At 71.0% G+C, this 14,628-nt stretch carries 13 protein-coding genes; 10 read left to right on the top strand and 3 right to left on the bottom strand.

Going from position 1 to position 14,628, the window contains the following annotated elements:
- The 3 genes from pdxA to K206_RS0132345 all read right to left on the bottom strand — a co-directional run.
- Positions 1–874, bottom strand: an 874-nt coding sequence (gene pdxA, locus K206_RS0132355) for a 4-hydroxythreonine-4-phosphate dehydrogenase PdxA (protein WP_029044336.1), incomplete at its 3' end; no start/stop codon positions are given.
- A gap of 17 nt (positions 875–891) precedes the next feature.
- Positions 892–2,397 carry a peptidylprolyl isomerase gene (locus tag K206_RS0132350; RefSeq protein ID WP_029044335.1) on the bottom strand — a complete coding sequence of 502 codons (1,506 nt, stop codon included), beginning with the start codon at positions 2,395–2,397 and terminating at the stop codon, positions 892–894.
- A 9-nt stretch (positions 2,398–2,406) separates the two neighbouring features.
- Complete coding sequence (locus K206_RS0132345; protein ID WP_029044334.1) at positions 2,407–4,815, bottom strand: LPS-assembly protein LptD; 2,409 nt, start codon at positions 4,813–4,815, stop codon at positions 2,407–2,409.
- 155 nt (positions 4,816–4,970) lie between these two features.
- Here K206_RS0132345 and K206_RS0132340 point away from each other — a divergent pair, with 155 nt between their 5' ends.
- From K206_RS0132340 to purH, 10 genes are all read left to right on the top strand, one after another.
- On the top strand, positions 4,971–6,005 hold the full coding sequence (locus tag K206_RS0132340) for an aminoglycoside phosphotransferase family protein (protein WP_029044333.1): 1,035 nt from the start codon (positions 4,971–4,973) through the stop codon (positions 6,003–6,005).
- On the top strand, positions 6,005–6,769 hold the full coding sequence (locus K206_RS0132335; protein WP_020206448.1) for an AzlC family ABC transporter permease: 765 nt from the start codon (positions 6,005–6,007) through the stop codon (positions 6,767–6,769). The genes K206_RS0132340 and K206_RS0132335 overlap by 1 nt, the downstream gene beginning before the upstream one ends.
- Entirely contained in the window at positions 6,766–7,104 is a 339-nt protein-coding gene (locus K206_RS0132330; protein ID WP_020206447.1) for an AzlD domain-containing protein, read from the top strand. Before K206_RS0132335 ends, K206_RS0132330 begins: the two co-directional genes overlap by 4 nt.
- 29 nt (positions 7,105–7,133) lie before the next feature.
- A complete protein-coding gene (murU, locus tag K206_RS0132325) occupies positions 7,134–7,868 on the top strand; it encodes an N-acetylmuramate alpha-1-phosphate uridylyltransferase MurU (RefSeq protein WP_020206446.1) in 735 nt (244 codons plus the stop codon).
- Positions 7,869–7,930: 62 nt separating this feature from the next.
- Positions 7,931–9,313 (top strand): aminopeptidase P N-terminal domain-containing protein, encoded by a 1,383-nt coding sequence (locus K206_RS0132320; RefSeq protein WP_029044332.1) that lies wholly within the window; start codon positions 7,931–7,933, stop codon positions 9,311–9,313.
- Positions 9,310–9,819, top strand: a complete 510-nt coding sequence (locus tag K206_RS0132315) for a hypothetical protein (RefSeq protein WP_020206444.1) — start codon at positions 9,310–9,312, stop codon at positions 9,817–9,819. Before K206_RS0132320 ends, K206_RS0132315 begins: the two co-directional genes overlap by 4 nt.
- A complete protein-coding gene (locus tag K206_RS0132310) occupies positions 9,800–11,071 on the top strand; it encodes a UbiH/UbiF/VisC/COQ6 family ubiquinone biosynthesis hydroxylase (protein WP_020206443.1) in 1,272 nt (423 codons plus the stop codon). The genes K206_RS0132315 and K206_RS0132310 overlap by 20 nt, the downstream gene beginning before the upstream one ends.
- A gap of 258 nt (positions 11,072–11,329) precedes the next feature.
- Entirely contained in the window at positions 11,330–12,421 is a 1,092-nt protein-coding gene (gene dusB, locus K206_RS0132305) for a tRNA dihydrouridine synthase DusB (RefSeq protein WP_020206442.1), read from the top strand.
- Positions 12,418–12,651 (top strand): Fis family transcriptional regulator, encoded by a 234-nt coding sequence (locus tag K206_RS0132300; protein ID WP_017225335.1) that lies wholly within the window; start codon positions 12,418–12,420, stop codon positions 12,649–12,651. The genes dusB and K206_RS0132300 overlap by 4 nt, the downstream gene beginning before the upstream one ends.
- 16 nt (positions 12,652–12,667) lie before the next feature.
- Positions 12,668–14,242, top strand: coding sequence for a bifunctional phosphoribosylaminoimidazolecarboxamide formyltransferase/IMP cyclohydrolase (gene purH / locus K206_RS0132295; protein WP_020206441.1), 1,575 nt, complete (start codon positions 12,668–12,670; stop codon positions 14,240–14,242).
- Positions 14,243–14,628 lie beyond the last annotated feature (386 nt).

Raw genomic sequence — 14,628 nt, 5'->3', positions numbered from 1 at the left:
TGTTGACGCCGTGCCCGAAGGTGCCGTACTTGAGCGGCGCGAGGCCCTGGTCGTGGTACATCGCCAGCACGCAGTCGGCGCCGTCGAGGTGGCGCGGCTGGAACAGCGTGTCGGCCGGATAGGGCCCGCGCGCGTCGATGCCGGCGTCGGCGGCCGCGGCCAGCGCGGGGATGATGACGTCGATTTCCTCGTGGCCCATGTGGCCGCTCTCGCCGGCGTGGGGGTTGAGCCCCGTCACCAGGATGCGCGGGCGCTCGATGCCGAAGTGGCGGCGCAGGTGGGCGTCGACGATGGCCAGCGTCTGCACCAGCATGGGCACGTCGATCGCGTCGGGCACCGCGCGCAGCGGCAGGTGGGTGGTGGCCAGCGCCACGCGCAGCACGGCGTTGGCGTGCGCGGGCTGCGGGCCGGCCAGCATCATCACCACGCGCGGCACGCCGGCGCGCTCGGCCAGGTATTCGGTGTGGCCGGTAAACGGCACGCCGGCGTCATTGATGGTGCTCTTCTGCACCGGCGCCGTGACCATGCCGGCGTAGCGCGCGGCGCCGTCCGCGCCGGGCGTGCAGCCGTCGATGGCGTGGTCCAGCAGCGCCAGCACGTAGTCGCCGTTGCGCGCGTCGAGCCGGCCGGCATGGCACGGCACCGACAGCGCGATGTCCTCGCTCGCCACGCTGCCGTCGGCCAGCCGGCGGGCCCACGCCTGCGCCACGCCGAGCGCGGCGGCGCGCTCGGCCAGCAGGCGCGCGTCGCCGATCACGTGGAAGCGCGCCTGCGGGTACTCGCCGGCCATCTGCAGCAGGGCGCCCACGGTGATGTCGGGGCCGATGCCGGCAGGCTCCCCGGTGGTGATGGCCAGCGCGAGCGGTGCGGACATGGCGGCGGCGCGCGCGCTCAATTCTCGGAACGCTGGCGGTTGACGCGGTATTCCACGTAGGCCGCCTGGCGCAGTTGGCGCTGCCAGTCTTCGTAGGCCGCGCGGATCTTCTGCTCGCGCACTTCGGCGCGGGCGAAATCGCGCTGCTTTTCCGGCGTGATCTCGGTTTCGCGGCGGTCGAGGACCTGGATCAGGTGCACGCCGAACTGGCTGACCACCGGCTCGGATACCTCGCCCGGGCGCAGCCGGCTCATGGCCTGCTCGAACTCGGGCACCAGCTCGCCGGGCGAGACCCAGCCGAGGTCGCCGCCGTTGGAGGCGGAGCCGTCCTGCGAGAAGCGGCGCGCGGCGTCGGCGAAATCGCCGCCGTGGGTGATGCGGTCGCGCAGCGTGGACAACTGGCGGCGCGCCTCGGCTTCCGGCATGTTGGGGCCGGTGCGGATCAGGATGTGGCGCACCTGGGTCTGGGCGATGCGCTCGCTGGCCGCCGGGTTCGGCGCCGCGGCCGGCGCGGTGCGCTTGGCCACCAGCTTGAGCACATGGAAGCCGTTGGCGCTTTCGATCACCTGCGGCGCCACCGCGCCCACCTGCAGGTCGAGCACGGCGTTGGCGAACAGCGCCGGCAGGCGGCCGATCTCGCGGAAGCCGAGCGCGCCGCCCTGGGCCGCTTCCGCCGAGTCGGAGGCTTTCGCCAGCTGGGCGAAGTCGGCGCCGCCCTGGACCTGCTTGAGCAGGCCCTCGGCCTTGGCGCGCAGCGCGGTCTTCTGGGCGTCCGAGGCGTCTTCCGGCACGCGCACCAGGATCTGGGCGACGTTGTACTCGGTCGGGCCGCTGCCGGCGGCGCCCTGGCCGCCGCGCGCGGCGAGATAGTTGTCGATCTCGCCGTCGTAGACCTGGACCTTGGAGTCGACCTCGCGCTCGCGCAGGCGGATCACCTGCACCTGCTTGCGCAGCTCGTCGCGGTACTTGGGCCAGGCCATGCCGCTGCGCTCGACCTGCGAGCGCAGGTCGGTCACGCTCATGCGGTTCTGCTGCGCCACCGACTCGACCGCGCGGTCGACTTCCTGGTCGGTCACCTTGATGCCCGCGTCCTGCGCGGCCTGCGTCTGCACGCGCTCCATCACCAGGCGCTCCAGCACCTCGCCGAGCAGGTCGGCGCGCGCCGGCACCGGCCGGTTGGCGGCGCGCAGCTGTCCCTCGATCTCGTCGGCGCGGTCCAGCAGCTCGCGCCGGGTGATCACGCTGCTGTCGACGATCGCCACCACCTCGTCCACCAGCTGCGAGCGCTGGGCGGTGGCGCCGGGCTGCGTCACGCCCAGGCGCGGCTGGCTCGGCGAAGTGGCGCTGCTGTCGCCCGCCTGCGGCAGGAAGATGCCGGTGGCGCGCGGCTGGGCGCCGGGCGCCTTGAGCTGCGCCGCGGCAGGCAGTGCGAAAGCGGCCAGCAGCGCGGCCAGCAGCAGGCTATGCCAGCCGGTCAGGCCGGACGGCAGGTGGGACAACGCGGTGCTTTCTTGACGTTTCATCATGGTCCGTCATTCGTAATGGTCGAGCTGGGATGGAATCACCGGACTGGCGGTGACGGGCTCATAACCCGGCACGTTCAGCCGCAGTATATCCAGCGGATTGGAGCCGATCTTGGACAGCCCGCGGAACTCCACCTGGAAGAAGATCCGTCCGGTGTAGCCGTTCGTCGTGTTGCGGAAGCGCTGGTAGACCACCCGTCCGACCCAGCAGTCGGCCGCGTATTCGACCCCGGCGAGCGCGTCGACGAGCTGGCTCGCGCTCATGTCGAACGCGACCCGGCCGATGCCGTAGGTGCGCTGGGTCAGCGGCCACTGGCTCGACAGCTCGAGCTGGTCGATGGCGGTATCGTCCGTCACCGAGGTCGGCCGGCGGTAGCGGTAGCCGATATTGAACGTCTTGCGCGCCTCGGGACGCCACGAGAAGGCGATATTCGAATAAATCACACGGTCGCTGTCCGGGTTGTACTGCACCCCGGTATCGAGATAATAGCCCCGGAACAGCTGGACCGTGGCCGCCGCCAGCAGGTCGGAGTAGCCGGCCTTGCCGATCGGATCGGTGCCGCCGATCTGCACGCGCTGGCCGGTCAGGTCGAAGCGCTGGGCGATGGTGCCGCGGAAGCGCTCGATGCCGGTGCCCGCCTCGATCAGGCGCGTGGTCACGCCGGCCGTGATCTTGTTGTTGTCGGCGATGCGGTCGTAGCCGGTAAACGGGTTCTCGCTGAAGATCTGGCCGTAGCCGAAGTCCGACTGCACGGTATCGAACAGCGGGAACAGGCTCTGGTCGCGGAACGGCGTGTAGACGTAGAACAGGCGCGGCTCGAGCGTCTGCACGTAGTTGACGCCGAACAGCCGGCTCACGGTCGGCGCGTCGCGCTCGAAGGTCATGCCGGAGTCCACGCTGAAGGTCGGCAGGTTCCGGTTCAGCGTGTTGGGCGTGCCCGGCGCGATCGAGCCCGGCTCCATCTGGTACTGGGTGGCGTTGAACGACACCTTGGGTGTGACGAACCAGCCGGGCCGCACGATCGGGTAGCTGATCGACGGCTGAATGAAGAGGCGGTCGCCTTCGGGCATCTGCGCGCTGCCGGACGACAGCGGGATGCGGAAGCGGCTGAAGTCGGTCTCCACCTGGATGTCGAAGCCGCCCAGGTCATAGCGGGTGTATTTGCCGTTCAACTGCGGCACGCGCTCGTAGGAAGCCCCGCTCGGCGGCAGCGTCTGGAACTTCTGCACGCGTGCCAGCAGCGCGAAATCCTGCCAGTTATAGGTGATGCCGCCTTCCTGGACATACTGCAACTGCGTGGCCTGCACCACCGAGCGGCTCAGGTCGTTCGGATACTGGGCATCCGAGACCTTGTTCACGTTCACATACGCGGACAGTCCGGTGGCGAGCGCCTGCGTATGCTGGATCGAGTACGACCAGCGGTTGGTCTTGGTCTTCTGGTCGTCCGGCAGGAACTCGGCGCGGATGCGCCCGGCGTAGCCGCTGCCGATATAGCGGTAGTCGCCACCGAGCTGGAAGCCGCGCGAGCTCACCACGCGCGGGAAGAGCGTCAGGTCGCGGTTGGGCGCGATATTGAAGTAATACGGCGCCGTCAGGTCCAGGCCGGACGAGGAACTGTAGCCGAACAGCGGCGGCAGGAAGCCGCTGTGGCGGTCGCTGTTGAGCGGGAAGCTGAACACCGGCGCGGCCATGATCGGCACGTCGAAGAAGCGCAGCACGCTGCCGTAGGCGGTGCCGACCTGGCGATCGTTGTCGATGTCGAGCGTGCGCGCGCTGAAATACCAGTCCGCGTTGTCGGGCGAACAGGTGGTATAGGTGGCGCGCTGGATCGTGCTGAGGTCCTTGTCCAGGAAATCCATGCGCTCGGCCTTGCCCGAGCCGCCGGTCTGCTGGAAATAATAGTCCGGCGACAGCATGTAGCCTTCGTTGGCCTCGACCTTGAGCCGGGCTTCCGGGCCCACCGCCAGCGAGCCGCCGCGCGACAGGCGCGCGTTGCCGTGCACGAAGGCCTCGTCGCTGTCCTGGTCGTAGGTGAGCTTGTCGCCCTTGACCACGCCGCCCGCGCGGCGCAGCTCGGCGTTGCCCTCGAGCTCCACGCCGCGCTGGTTGTAGCCGTTCATGCGGTCGCCCGAGACGAAGGTCGGCGGGTTCTCGCCGGGCGCCGCCGGCGGGGCCTGGGGGCCGCCGGGCTCGGCCAGGCGCGGCACCAGCTCGCCCGAGACCGGCGGCGCCTCGGGCACCCGCTCGGCGGCGGGCTCGGCGACCGGCAGGTCGGGAATGGCCGAACCCGCTGTCTGCGCCTGCGCGCACACCGACCATCCGGCCATCGCCAACACGAGCGGGCGCAGTGCGCTGCCGGGCAGTCGCGCCGATGTCTTGCTTGCCTTCTGGTGCGGTGATCGTCGTTGTTCGGTCATGCGAGCGGGTCGTGGGTCAGCGCGACAGCGGCGGTCCAGTGGCCGCCAGCCGCCGCCGGAGCAGGCTTTCCGGGCAAGGCAAGCCCACCCGGGGCCGCCCCGGGGCCCGGTGCTGGTCGGGTATTATACGGGGCATCGTATTCTCCCTTTCCGGCATGGCAGCACATCCTCTCGACCCGCGTCTCGACCAGCTCAAACTGTGGGTGTCCGGACTCGGTCCGGCCTGGTCGGTCGACCCCGCCTCCTGCGTGCCGGCCTCGGCCGACGCCAGCTTCCGGCGCTACTTCCGCGCCCGCACCGGCAACCCGGCACATCCGAGCGTGATCGTGATGGATGCGCCGCCCGCGCAGGAAGACTGCCGCCCGTTCATCCACGTGGCCGGCCTGTTCGGCGACGCCGGCGTGACCGTGCCCAAGGTGCTGGCGCAGGACCTGGAGCAGGGCTTCCTGCTGCTGAGCGACCTGGGCAATACCACCTACCTGTCGCGGCTCGACGCCGCCAGCGCGCGGCAGCTGTACGGCGACGCCGCGGCGGCGCTGGTGCGCATCCAGGCAGCCACCCGCCCCGGCACCCTGCCCGCCTACGACCAGGCGCTGCTGCAGCGCGAGCTCGACCTGTTCCCGCAGTGGTACGTGGCGCGGCACCTCGGCGTCACGCTCACGGCGGCGCAGCAGGAAGGCCTGGCCGAAGTGACGCAGGCGCTGCTGGCCAACAACCTCGCGCAGCCGCAGGTCTACGTGCACCGCGACTACCACTCGCGCAACCTGATGGTGCTCGAGGGCGAGGCCAATCCTGGCATCCTCGACTTCCAGGACGCGGTGATCGGCCCCATCACCTACGACGCGGTCTCGCTGTGGCGCGACGCCTACGTCGAATGGGAAGAAGAGGCGCAGCTCGACTGGCTGATCCGCTACTGGGAACGCGCGCGCAAGGCCGGCCTGCCGGTGGCCGGCGATTTCGGCGACTTCTACCGCGACTTCGAGTGGATGGGCCTGCAGCGCCATCTCAAGGTGCTCGGCATCTTCGCCCGCCTGTACCACCGCGACGGCAAGGACGGCTACCTCGCCAACCTGCCGCTGGTGCTGAAATACGCGCGCCAGGTGGCCGGCCGCTACGCCGAACTGCGCAAGCTGGTACGCCTGTTCGACGCCCTCGACGGCGTCGAGCGCCCGGTCGGCTACACCTTCTGATGGCCGCCGCGCAAGGCGCGCCCGCCGCCTCGCCCGCCGGGCCCGCCGCCACCCGCCGCGGCGAATGGTGGGCCGGCGTGCGCGCGCTGGCGCCGATGCTGCTCGGCGTGGTGCCGTTCGGCCTGATCTACGGCGTGCTGGCGGTCAATGCCGGCATGCCGGCGTGGCTAGCCTGCGCCATGAGCGCGGTGGTGTTCGGCGGCGCCTCGCAGATGATCCTCACGCAGTTGTGGGCGGCCGGCACGCCGGCCGTGCTGATCGCGGTCACGGTGGCGATGGTCAACCTGCGCCACGCGCTCTACTCGGCCAGCATCGCGCCGGCGCTGGCCCACCTGCCGCGCCGCTGGAAGGCGCTGGTGGCCTACCTGCTGACCGACGAGGCCTTCGCCGCCATGACGCGCCGCCTGGCCGACGACGGCGAGCGGCGGCGCTACCGCCACTGGTTCTTCTTCGGCGCCGGGTTCTCGCTGTGGGCGAGCTGGCAGGTCTCGACGCTGGCCGGCGTGCTGGTCGGCGCGCAGGTGCCGCGCGACTGGCCGCTCGACTTCTTCCTGCCGCTGACCTTCATCGCCATCATCGTGCCCGGCATCCGGCACCGCTCGCATGGCGCCGCGGCGCTGGTGGCCAGCGCGCTGGCGGTGGCCTGTTTCGGCATGCCGCACAAGCTGGGCCTGATGGTGGCGGCGCTGGGCGGCATCGCCGCCGGCATGCTGCTGCGCGGCGGCGGCCAGCGCAAGCACGGCGCCACGGAGCCCGCGGCATGAGCCAGATGACCTTGCTGCTGGTGTTCCTCGGCGCCGGCCTCGCCACCTTCCTGATCCGCCTGTCCTTCATCGCCGTGGAAGGCCGGGTGCGGCTGCCCTCGTGGTTCCGCACCGCGCTGCAGTTCGTGCCGGCGGCCATGCTGTCGGCGCTGATCGCGCCCGACCTGCTGATGCGCGGCGGCCGGCTCGCGCTCGGCCTGGACAACGCGCGCCTGCTGGCCGGCCTGGTGGCCATCGTCATCGCCGCGCGCACGCGCAGCGTCGGCTGGACCATCGCCGGCGGCATGGCCACGCTGATCGGCCTCACCTGGTGGCTCGGCCACCTGCCGAAATGAACGCCAACGCGAATGCACCGGAGCCCGCCTTGAAAGCCATGATCTTCGCCGCCGGGCGCGGCGAGCGCATGCGCCCGCTGACCGACGCCCGCCCCAAACCGCTGCTGCCGGCCGGCGGCAAGCCGCTGATCGTCTGGCAGATCGAGGCGCTGGCGCGCGCCGGCTTCACCGACATCGTCATCAACCACGCATGGCTCGGCCAGCAGATCGAGGACGCGCTCGGCGACGGCGGCCGCTTCGGCGTGCGCCTGGCCTACTCGGCCGAGGCCAGCGCGCTGGAGACCGCCGGCGGCATCGCCCGCGCCCTGCCGCTGCTGAGCGCGGCGCCGGCGCGCGGCGACATCTTCCTGGCGGTGTCGGGCGACATCTTCACCGACTTCGACTACCGCGCGCTGCTGCCGCGCGCGCGCGCGCTGGCCGGCGCGCCCGAGCCGCGCATGCACCTGGTGATGGTGCCCAACCCGCCGTTCCATCCCGGCGGCGACTTCGCGCTCGGCGCCGACGGCCTGCTGCGGCCCGCCGGCAGCGCCGGCGCGGCCAGCCTCACCTTCGGCAACATCGGCCTGTACGACACGCGCATGTTCGCCGACATCGAGCCCGGCCGGAAGGTCGCCATGACGCCCTACTACCGCGCCGCCGTGGCCGCCGGCCTGGCCAGCGGCGAGCGCTTCGACGGCGCCTGGGAGAACGTCGGCACCCCGGCCCAGCTTGCCGGCCTGGACGCCGCCCTGCGCGCCGCGGCCGGCACCGCGCCGCCGCGCTGACCCGCCGATGGCGGCGGCGTAGAATCGAGCCTGTTCCCCCCAACATCCACGTGGCCACACACATGACCGCTCCCGACCCTGCCCTTCTTTCCGCCTGTCGCGGCCGCCGCGCCCGCGTGCTGCAGCAGTTGCGCGCCGCCGGCGGCGGCGTGGCGATCCTGCCCACCGCGCCGGAAGCCATGCGCAACCGCGACAGCGACTACCCGTATCGCCACGACAGCTATTTCTATTACCTGACCGGCTTCACCGAGCCGGAAGCGGTGCTGGTGCTGGTGGCGCCGGCCGCGGGCCCGGAGCGCTGCATCCTGTTCTGCCGCCCCAAGCACGAAGAGCGCGAGATCTGGGACGGCTTCCGCCACGGCCCGGAAGGCGCGCAGGCCGCGTTCGGCTTCGACGCGGCGCATTCGGTCGAGGAGATCGACACGCTGCTGCCGCCGCTGCTGGCCAACCACGCCGTGCTGGCCTACCCGCTGGCCGCCACCACCCGCACCGACATGCAGGTGCGCCGCTGGCTCGACGCGGTGCGCATGCAGGGCCGCGCCGGCGTGACCGCGCCGGCGACCGCGCTCGACATCCGCACCATCCTCGACGAGATGCGCCTGTTCAAGGACGCCGGCGAGATCGCGGTGATGCGCCGCGCCGGCGAGATCTCGGCGCAGGCGCACGTGCGCGCCATGCGCGCGTCGCGCCAGGGGCTGCGCGAATACCACCTCGAAGCCGAGCTGCTCTACGAATTCCGCCGCCACGGCGCGCAGAGCGTGGCCTACAACTCGATCGTCGCCACCGGCGCCAATGCCTGCGTGCTGCACTACCGCGCCGGCCCGGCCGAACTGCGCGACGGCGACCTGTGCCTGATCGACGCCGGCTGCGAACTCGACAGCTATGCGTCGGACATCACCCGCACCTTCCCGGTCTCGGGCCGCTTCTCGCCGGCCCAGCGCGAACTCTACGACCTGGTGCTGGCCGCGCAGGAAGCCGCCATCGCCGAGACCCGCCCCGGCGTGCCCTACAACGTGCCGCACGACGCCGCCACGCGCGTGCTGGCGCAGGGCATGCTCGACAGCGGCCTGCTCGACGCGAACCGCTGCGGCAACGTCGACGACGTGCTCGCCAGCGGCGCCTACCGCCAGTTCTACATGCACCGCACCGGCCACTGGCTGGGCATGGACGTGCACGACGTGGGCGAATACCGCGTGCCGGGCGCCGCGCCGGCCGAAGGCGAACGCCCGTGGCGCCCGCTCGAGCCCGGCATGGTGCTGACCGTGGAGCCGGGCATCTACGTGCGCCCGGCGCCGGATGTGCCCGAGCGCTTCTGGCACATCGGCATCCGCATCGAGGACGACGCGGTCGTCACCGCCGCCGGCTGCGAGCTGATCACGCGCGGCGTGCCGGTCAAGGCCGACGAGATCGAAGCCCTCATGCGCGAGGCGGGAGGTGCGCGATGATCGGCTGGCTGCGCAAGGTCCTGCCCGGCGCCGGCCGTGCCGACGCCCCGCGCGCGCGCGGCTACGATCCGTCGCAGCCGTTCGTGATCAATCTCTACGATGACCGCGTGGTGGTGCACCGCCCCGACGGCCAGCGCGAGGAAGTCGAGTGGGACGCGCTGGAGCGCGTGGTGGTGCGGGTCTCGAACCGCGAGCCGTGGGCCGGCCCCGCCTGGCTGATCCTGGTCGGCGACCCGGCCGCCGACGGCACCCGGCGCGGCTGCGTGGTGCCGATGAACGCGGTCAACCAGGCCGCGCTGGTGGAGCGCCTGCAGGCGCTGCCCGGCTTCAGCCAGTCCAAGCTCGACAACGCGCTGCGCGACGCTGCGGCCGGCAAGCACCGCACCGACGCCAACCTGTGGAAGCGCGGCGCGCAGCCGGAGCCGGCCGCGAGCGATGCCGGCGCGGCGGACCCGGCAAGGCAGGCGGACGCGGCGGACGGCACGCATGCGCCCGGCGGCCACTGACGACATCATGGACGCGGACATCGCCATCGTCGGCGCCGGCCCGGTCGGCCTGTCCCTGGCCTGCCTGCTGCTGCGCACCAGTCCCTGGCGGGTGGCGCTGATCGACGCCGCCACGCCGGCGCGCGCGGCGCGCGACCCGCGCGCCATCGCGCTCTCGCACGGCAGCCGCCAGCTGCTCGAGCAGATCGGTGCATGGCCGCGCGCGGTGACGCCGATCGAACACATCCATGTGTCGCAGCGCGGGCGCTTCGGCCACGTGCGCCTGCACCACGACGACTACGCCGTGCCGGCGCTCGGCTACGTGGTGCGCTACGGCGAGCTGTGCGGCGCGCTCGAGCGGGCGCTGGCCGCGGCCGCGCAGTCCGTGCCGGACGGCGGCGCGCGCCTGCTGCGCGCCTACGACACGCACATCGGGCACACCGGACAGCACGACGATCCCGCCGGGCTGGTGCGCCTGAGCGGCCACGCGCACGAGCAGCAGCCCGCCGTCTTCACCGCGCGGCTGGCGGTGCAGGCCGAGGGCGGCCTGTTCCAGCCGCAGGCCGACAAGGACCAGGGCAAAGACAAGGACAAGAACAAGGCCGCGCCGCGCACGCGCGGCGGCCCGGTGTTCCGGCGCGACTACGGCCAGACCGCCATCATCGCCCACGTGATCTGCTCACGTCCGCAGCCGGGCTGGGCCTGGGAGCGCTTCACCGAGGAAGGCCCGCTGGCGCTGCTGCCCTATGAAGAACAGCACGGCGAGCCGGGCTACGCGCTGGTCTGGTGCTGCCCGCCGGAACAGGCGGCGCGCCGCCTGGCCCTGCCCGACGCGGCGTTCCTCGCCGAGCTGGAGCAGGCGTTCGGCGCGCGCATGGGCCGCTTCACCGCGATCGGCAAGCGCCACGCGTTCCCGCTCGGGCTCAATGCCGCCCAGGTGACGGTCGACGGCCGCGTGGTCGCGGTCGGCAATGCCGCGCAGACGCTGCATCCGGTGGCCGGCCAGGGCCTCAACCTGGGGCTGCGCGACGCGTTCGCGCTGGGCGCCGCGCTGCGCGCCGAGTGCAGCCCGCAGGCCTTGCAGGCGTTCGCCGGACGGCAGCGGCTGGACCGCGCCGTGACCATCGGCGTGACCGACATGCTGCCCCGGCTGTTCGGCGTGTCCTACCCGCTGGCCGCGCATGCGCGCGGCGCCTCGCTGGCGGCGCTGGCCTGCCTCGGGCCGCTCAAGGATGCGCTGGCGCGGCAGATGATGTACGGCATGCGGCGCTGACGCCGCCGGGCCCGCGGCAACGCGCGCTGCGGGGCGCGCGGCCGCGCTGCGCCACGGTCCCGCCGCCGGCCGTCGCGGCGCCCTTGCGATTATTTGCTCAAAACTTAAGCAACCCGCCCGGTTTGGCGGTAAAATCCTGCCCTCGCACATGCCCCTGGAAGTCGCCGAACCATGCGCCGAGCATGGTTCCGGCAGGGCATGCCATTTCATTTTTGTCTCGTTGCGGGCCGCCTTGCCGGCCCCCCGCCAGTCTCTATCGTGCAAATCGGACCGCACCTGCTCCGCAACAATCTGTTCGTCGCGCCCATGGCCGGCGTGACGGACCGTCCCTTCCGCCAGCTCTGCAAGCGGCTGGGCGCGGGTTATGCGGTGTCGGAAATGGTCGCGTCCAATGCGCAGTTGTGGAAGAGCGAGAAGACCATGCGGCGCGCCAATCACACCGGCGAAGTCGAGCCGATCGCGGTGCAGATCGCCGGCGCCGAGCCGTCGATGATGGCCGAGGCGGCGCGCTACAACGTCGAGCGCGGCGCGCAGATCATCGACATCAACATGGGCTGCCCGGCCAAGAAGGTGTGCAACGTCGCCGCCGGCTCGGCGCTGCTGCAGAACGAGCCGCTGGTGGCGCGCATCGTCGCGGCGGTGGTCGCCGCGGTGGCCGAGGTCGATCCGCGCGTGCCCGTCACGCTCAAGATCCGCACCGGCTGGGACCGCCAGAACCGCAACGCGCTGCGCGTCGCGCACCTCGCGCAGGAGGCCGGCATCAGCATGCTGACCGTGCACGGCCGCACGCGCGCCGACCTGTACAAGGGCGAGGCCGAGTACGAGACCATCGCCGCGGTCAAGGCGTCGGTCTCGATCCCGGTGGTCGCCAACGGCGACATCGACTCGCCGCACAAGGCCAGGCACGTGCTGGCCGCGACCGGCGCCGACGCCATCATGATCGGCCGCGCGGCGCAGGGCCGGCCCTGGCTGTTCCGCGAGATCGCGCACTATCTCGACACCGGCGCGCTGCTGCCGCCACCCGAGGTGGCCGAGATCCGCGCGATCATGAACGAGCACCTCGAAGACCACTACGCGTTCTACGGCGAGTTCACCGGCGTGCGCACCGCGCGCAAGCACATCGCGTGGTACACGCGCGGGCTGGCCGGCGCCAACCTGTTCCGCCACCACATGAACACGCTGGACAGCAGCACCGCCCAGCTGGCCGCGGTCAACGCCTTCTTCGACCAGCAGGCGCTGCTGTCGGACCGCCTGGTCTACGTGGACGAAGGCGCGGCCGGCCCGGACGGCGACGAAGACGACCGCAACGGGTCGAACAACAACAAGAACGGGGAGTTGCTTGCCGCATGAGCCGCAACGCTATCGACCAGTGCATTCGGGACAGCCTGAGTGCCTATTTCCGCGACCTGGACGGCGAAGAGCCGTCGAACATGTACAACATGGTGCTCGAAGCCGTGGAGCGGCCGCTGCTGGAAGCCGTGATGGCGCGCGCCGAGCGCAACCAGTCGCTGGCCGCCGCCTACCTGGGCATCAATCGCAATACGCTGCGCAAGAAACTGCAGCAGCACGGTTTACTTTGAAGCGTTCCCCACAGCCATGATCAAGCAAGCTCTTCTCTCCGTATCCGACAAGACCGGCATCGTCGACTTCGCCCGCGAGCTCAACGCGCTGGGCGTGGCGCTGCTCTCCACCGGCGGCACCGCCAAGCTGCTCGCCGAGGCCGGCCTGCCGGTCACGGAAGTGGCCGACTACACCGGCTTCCCCGAAATGCTCGACGGCCGCGTCAAGACGCTGCACCCCAAGGTGCACGGCGGCATCCTGGCGCGCCGCGACCTGCCCGAGCACATGGCCGCGCTGGCCGCGCACGACATCCCCACCATCGACCTGCTGGTGGTCAACCTGTACCCGTTCCAGCAGACCGTGGCCAAGGACGACTGCACGCTGCCGGACGCGATCGAGAACATCGACATCGGCGGCCCCACCATGCTGCGCTCGGCGGCCAAGAACCACCGCGACGTCACCGTGGTGGTGGACCCCGCCGACTACGCGCCGGTGCTGGCGGAAATGCGCGCCAACGCCAACAGCGTCGGCTACGACACCAACTTCCGCCTGGCCACCAAGGTGTTCGCGCACACCGCGCAGTACGACGGCGCCATCACCAACTACCTGACCAGCCTCGGCGCCGACAAGTCGCACCAGGCCCGCAGCGCCTACCCGCAGACGCTCAACCTCGCCTTCGAGAAGGTGCAGGAAATGCGCTACGGCGAGAACCCGCACCAGTCGGCCGCGTTCTACCGCGACCTCAAGCCGTTCGACGGCGCGCTGGCCAACTACGCGCAGCTGCAGGGCAAGGAACTGTCGTACAACAACATCGCCGACGCCGACGCCGCGTGGGAATGCGTCAAGTCGTTCGACGCCGCCTACGGCGCGGCCTGCGTCATCATCAAGCACGCCAACCCGTGCGGCGTGGCAGTGGGCGCCAGCGCGCTGGAAGCCTACGAGAAGGCCTTCAAGACCGACTCCACCTCGGCCTTCGGCGGCATCATCGCCTTCAACGTCGAGCTCGACGAAGCCGCCGCGCAGGTGGTGGCCAAGCAGTTCGTCGAAGTGCTGATCGCGCCGTCGTTCACGGCCGGCGCGCGCGCGGTGTTCGCCGCCAAGCAGAACGTGCGCCTGCTGGAGATCCCGCTCGGCAAGGGCGTGAACCCGTATGACTTCAAGCGCGTCGGCGGCGGCCTGCTGGTGCAGGGCCCGGACGCCAGGAACGTGCAGCGCGAAGAACTGCGCGTGGTGACCAAGCGCCATCCCACCCCGAAGGAAATGGACGACCTGATGTTCGCCTGGCGCGTGGCCAAGTTCGTCAAGTCCAACGCCATCGTGTTCTGCGGCGGCGGCATGACGCTGGGCGTCGGCGCCGGCCAGATGAGCCGCGTGGACTCCGCGCGCATCGCCAGCATCAAGGCGCAGAACGCCGGCCTGACGCTGGCCGGCTCGGCGGTGGCGTCGGATGCGTTCTTCCCGTTCCGCGACGGCCTCGACGTGGTGGTGGACGCGGGCGCCTCGTGCGTGATCCAGCCGGGCGGTTCGGTGCGGGACGATGAGGTGATCGCGGCGGCGGATGAGAGGAATATTGCGATGGTGCTGACTGGGACTCGGCATTTCAGGCATTGATTGGCCTGATTTGAGCGGTTTGGGGTCTTTGCGGTTTTCTTTCTGGCGGCGTTGGCGATTGGACCCAAAAGCCGTATGACATCCCCGCTGCGCGGGGCTGCCAGTCACTTTCTTTTGTCTGAAAAGAAAGTAACCAAAGAAAGCAGACTCCTCGGCGGAGGGCCAGACCCTTGGCACGGTGTCCGTGTTTTGGCGGCGGCAGGGCGTGAATGTGGTTCTTGAGCTGGCATCTGCCGTTACCGGCTTGGGCGGCCACGACATAGCATCCTCGTGGTTTCGTGGTGGGCGCGGTGGACCGGAGCGCGGGTGTCAGCGGGCACTCTTGCACAGCAATACGCTGGCACTGAGTGCCCTCGCGCCGGAGCCACCACGCCCACCACGAAACC

Origin of the sequence: Cupriavidus sp. WS (genome assembly GCF_000395345.1) — a bacterium.
GTDB lineage: Bacteria > Pseudomonadota > Gammaproteobacteria > Burkholderiales > Burkholderiaceae > Cupriavidus > Cupriavidus basilensis_B.
This window is presented reverse-complemented; position numbering and strand designations above follow the sequence as displayed.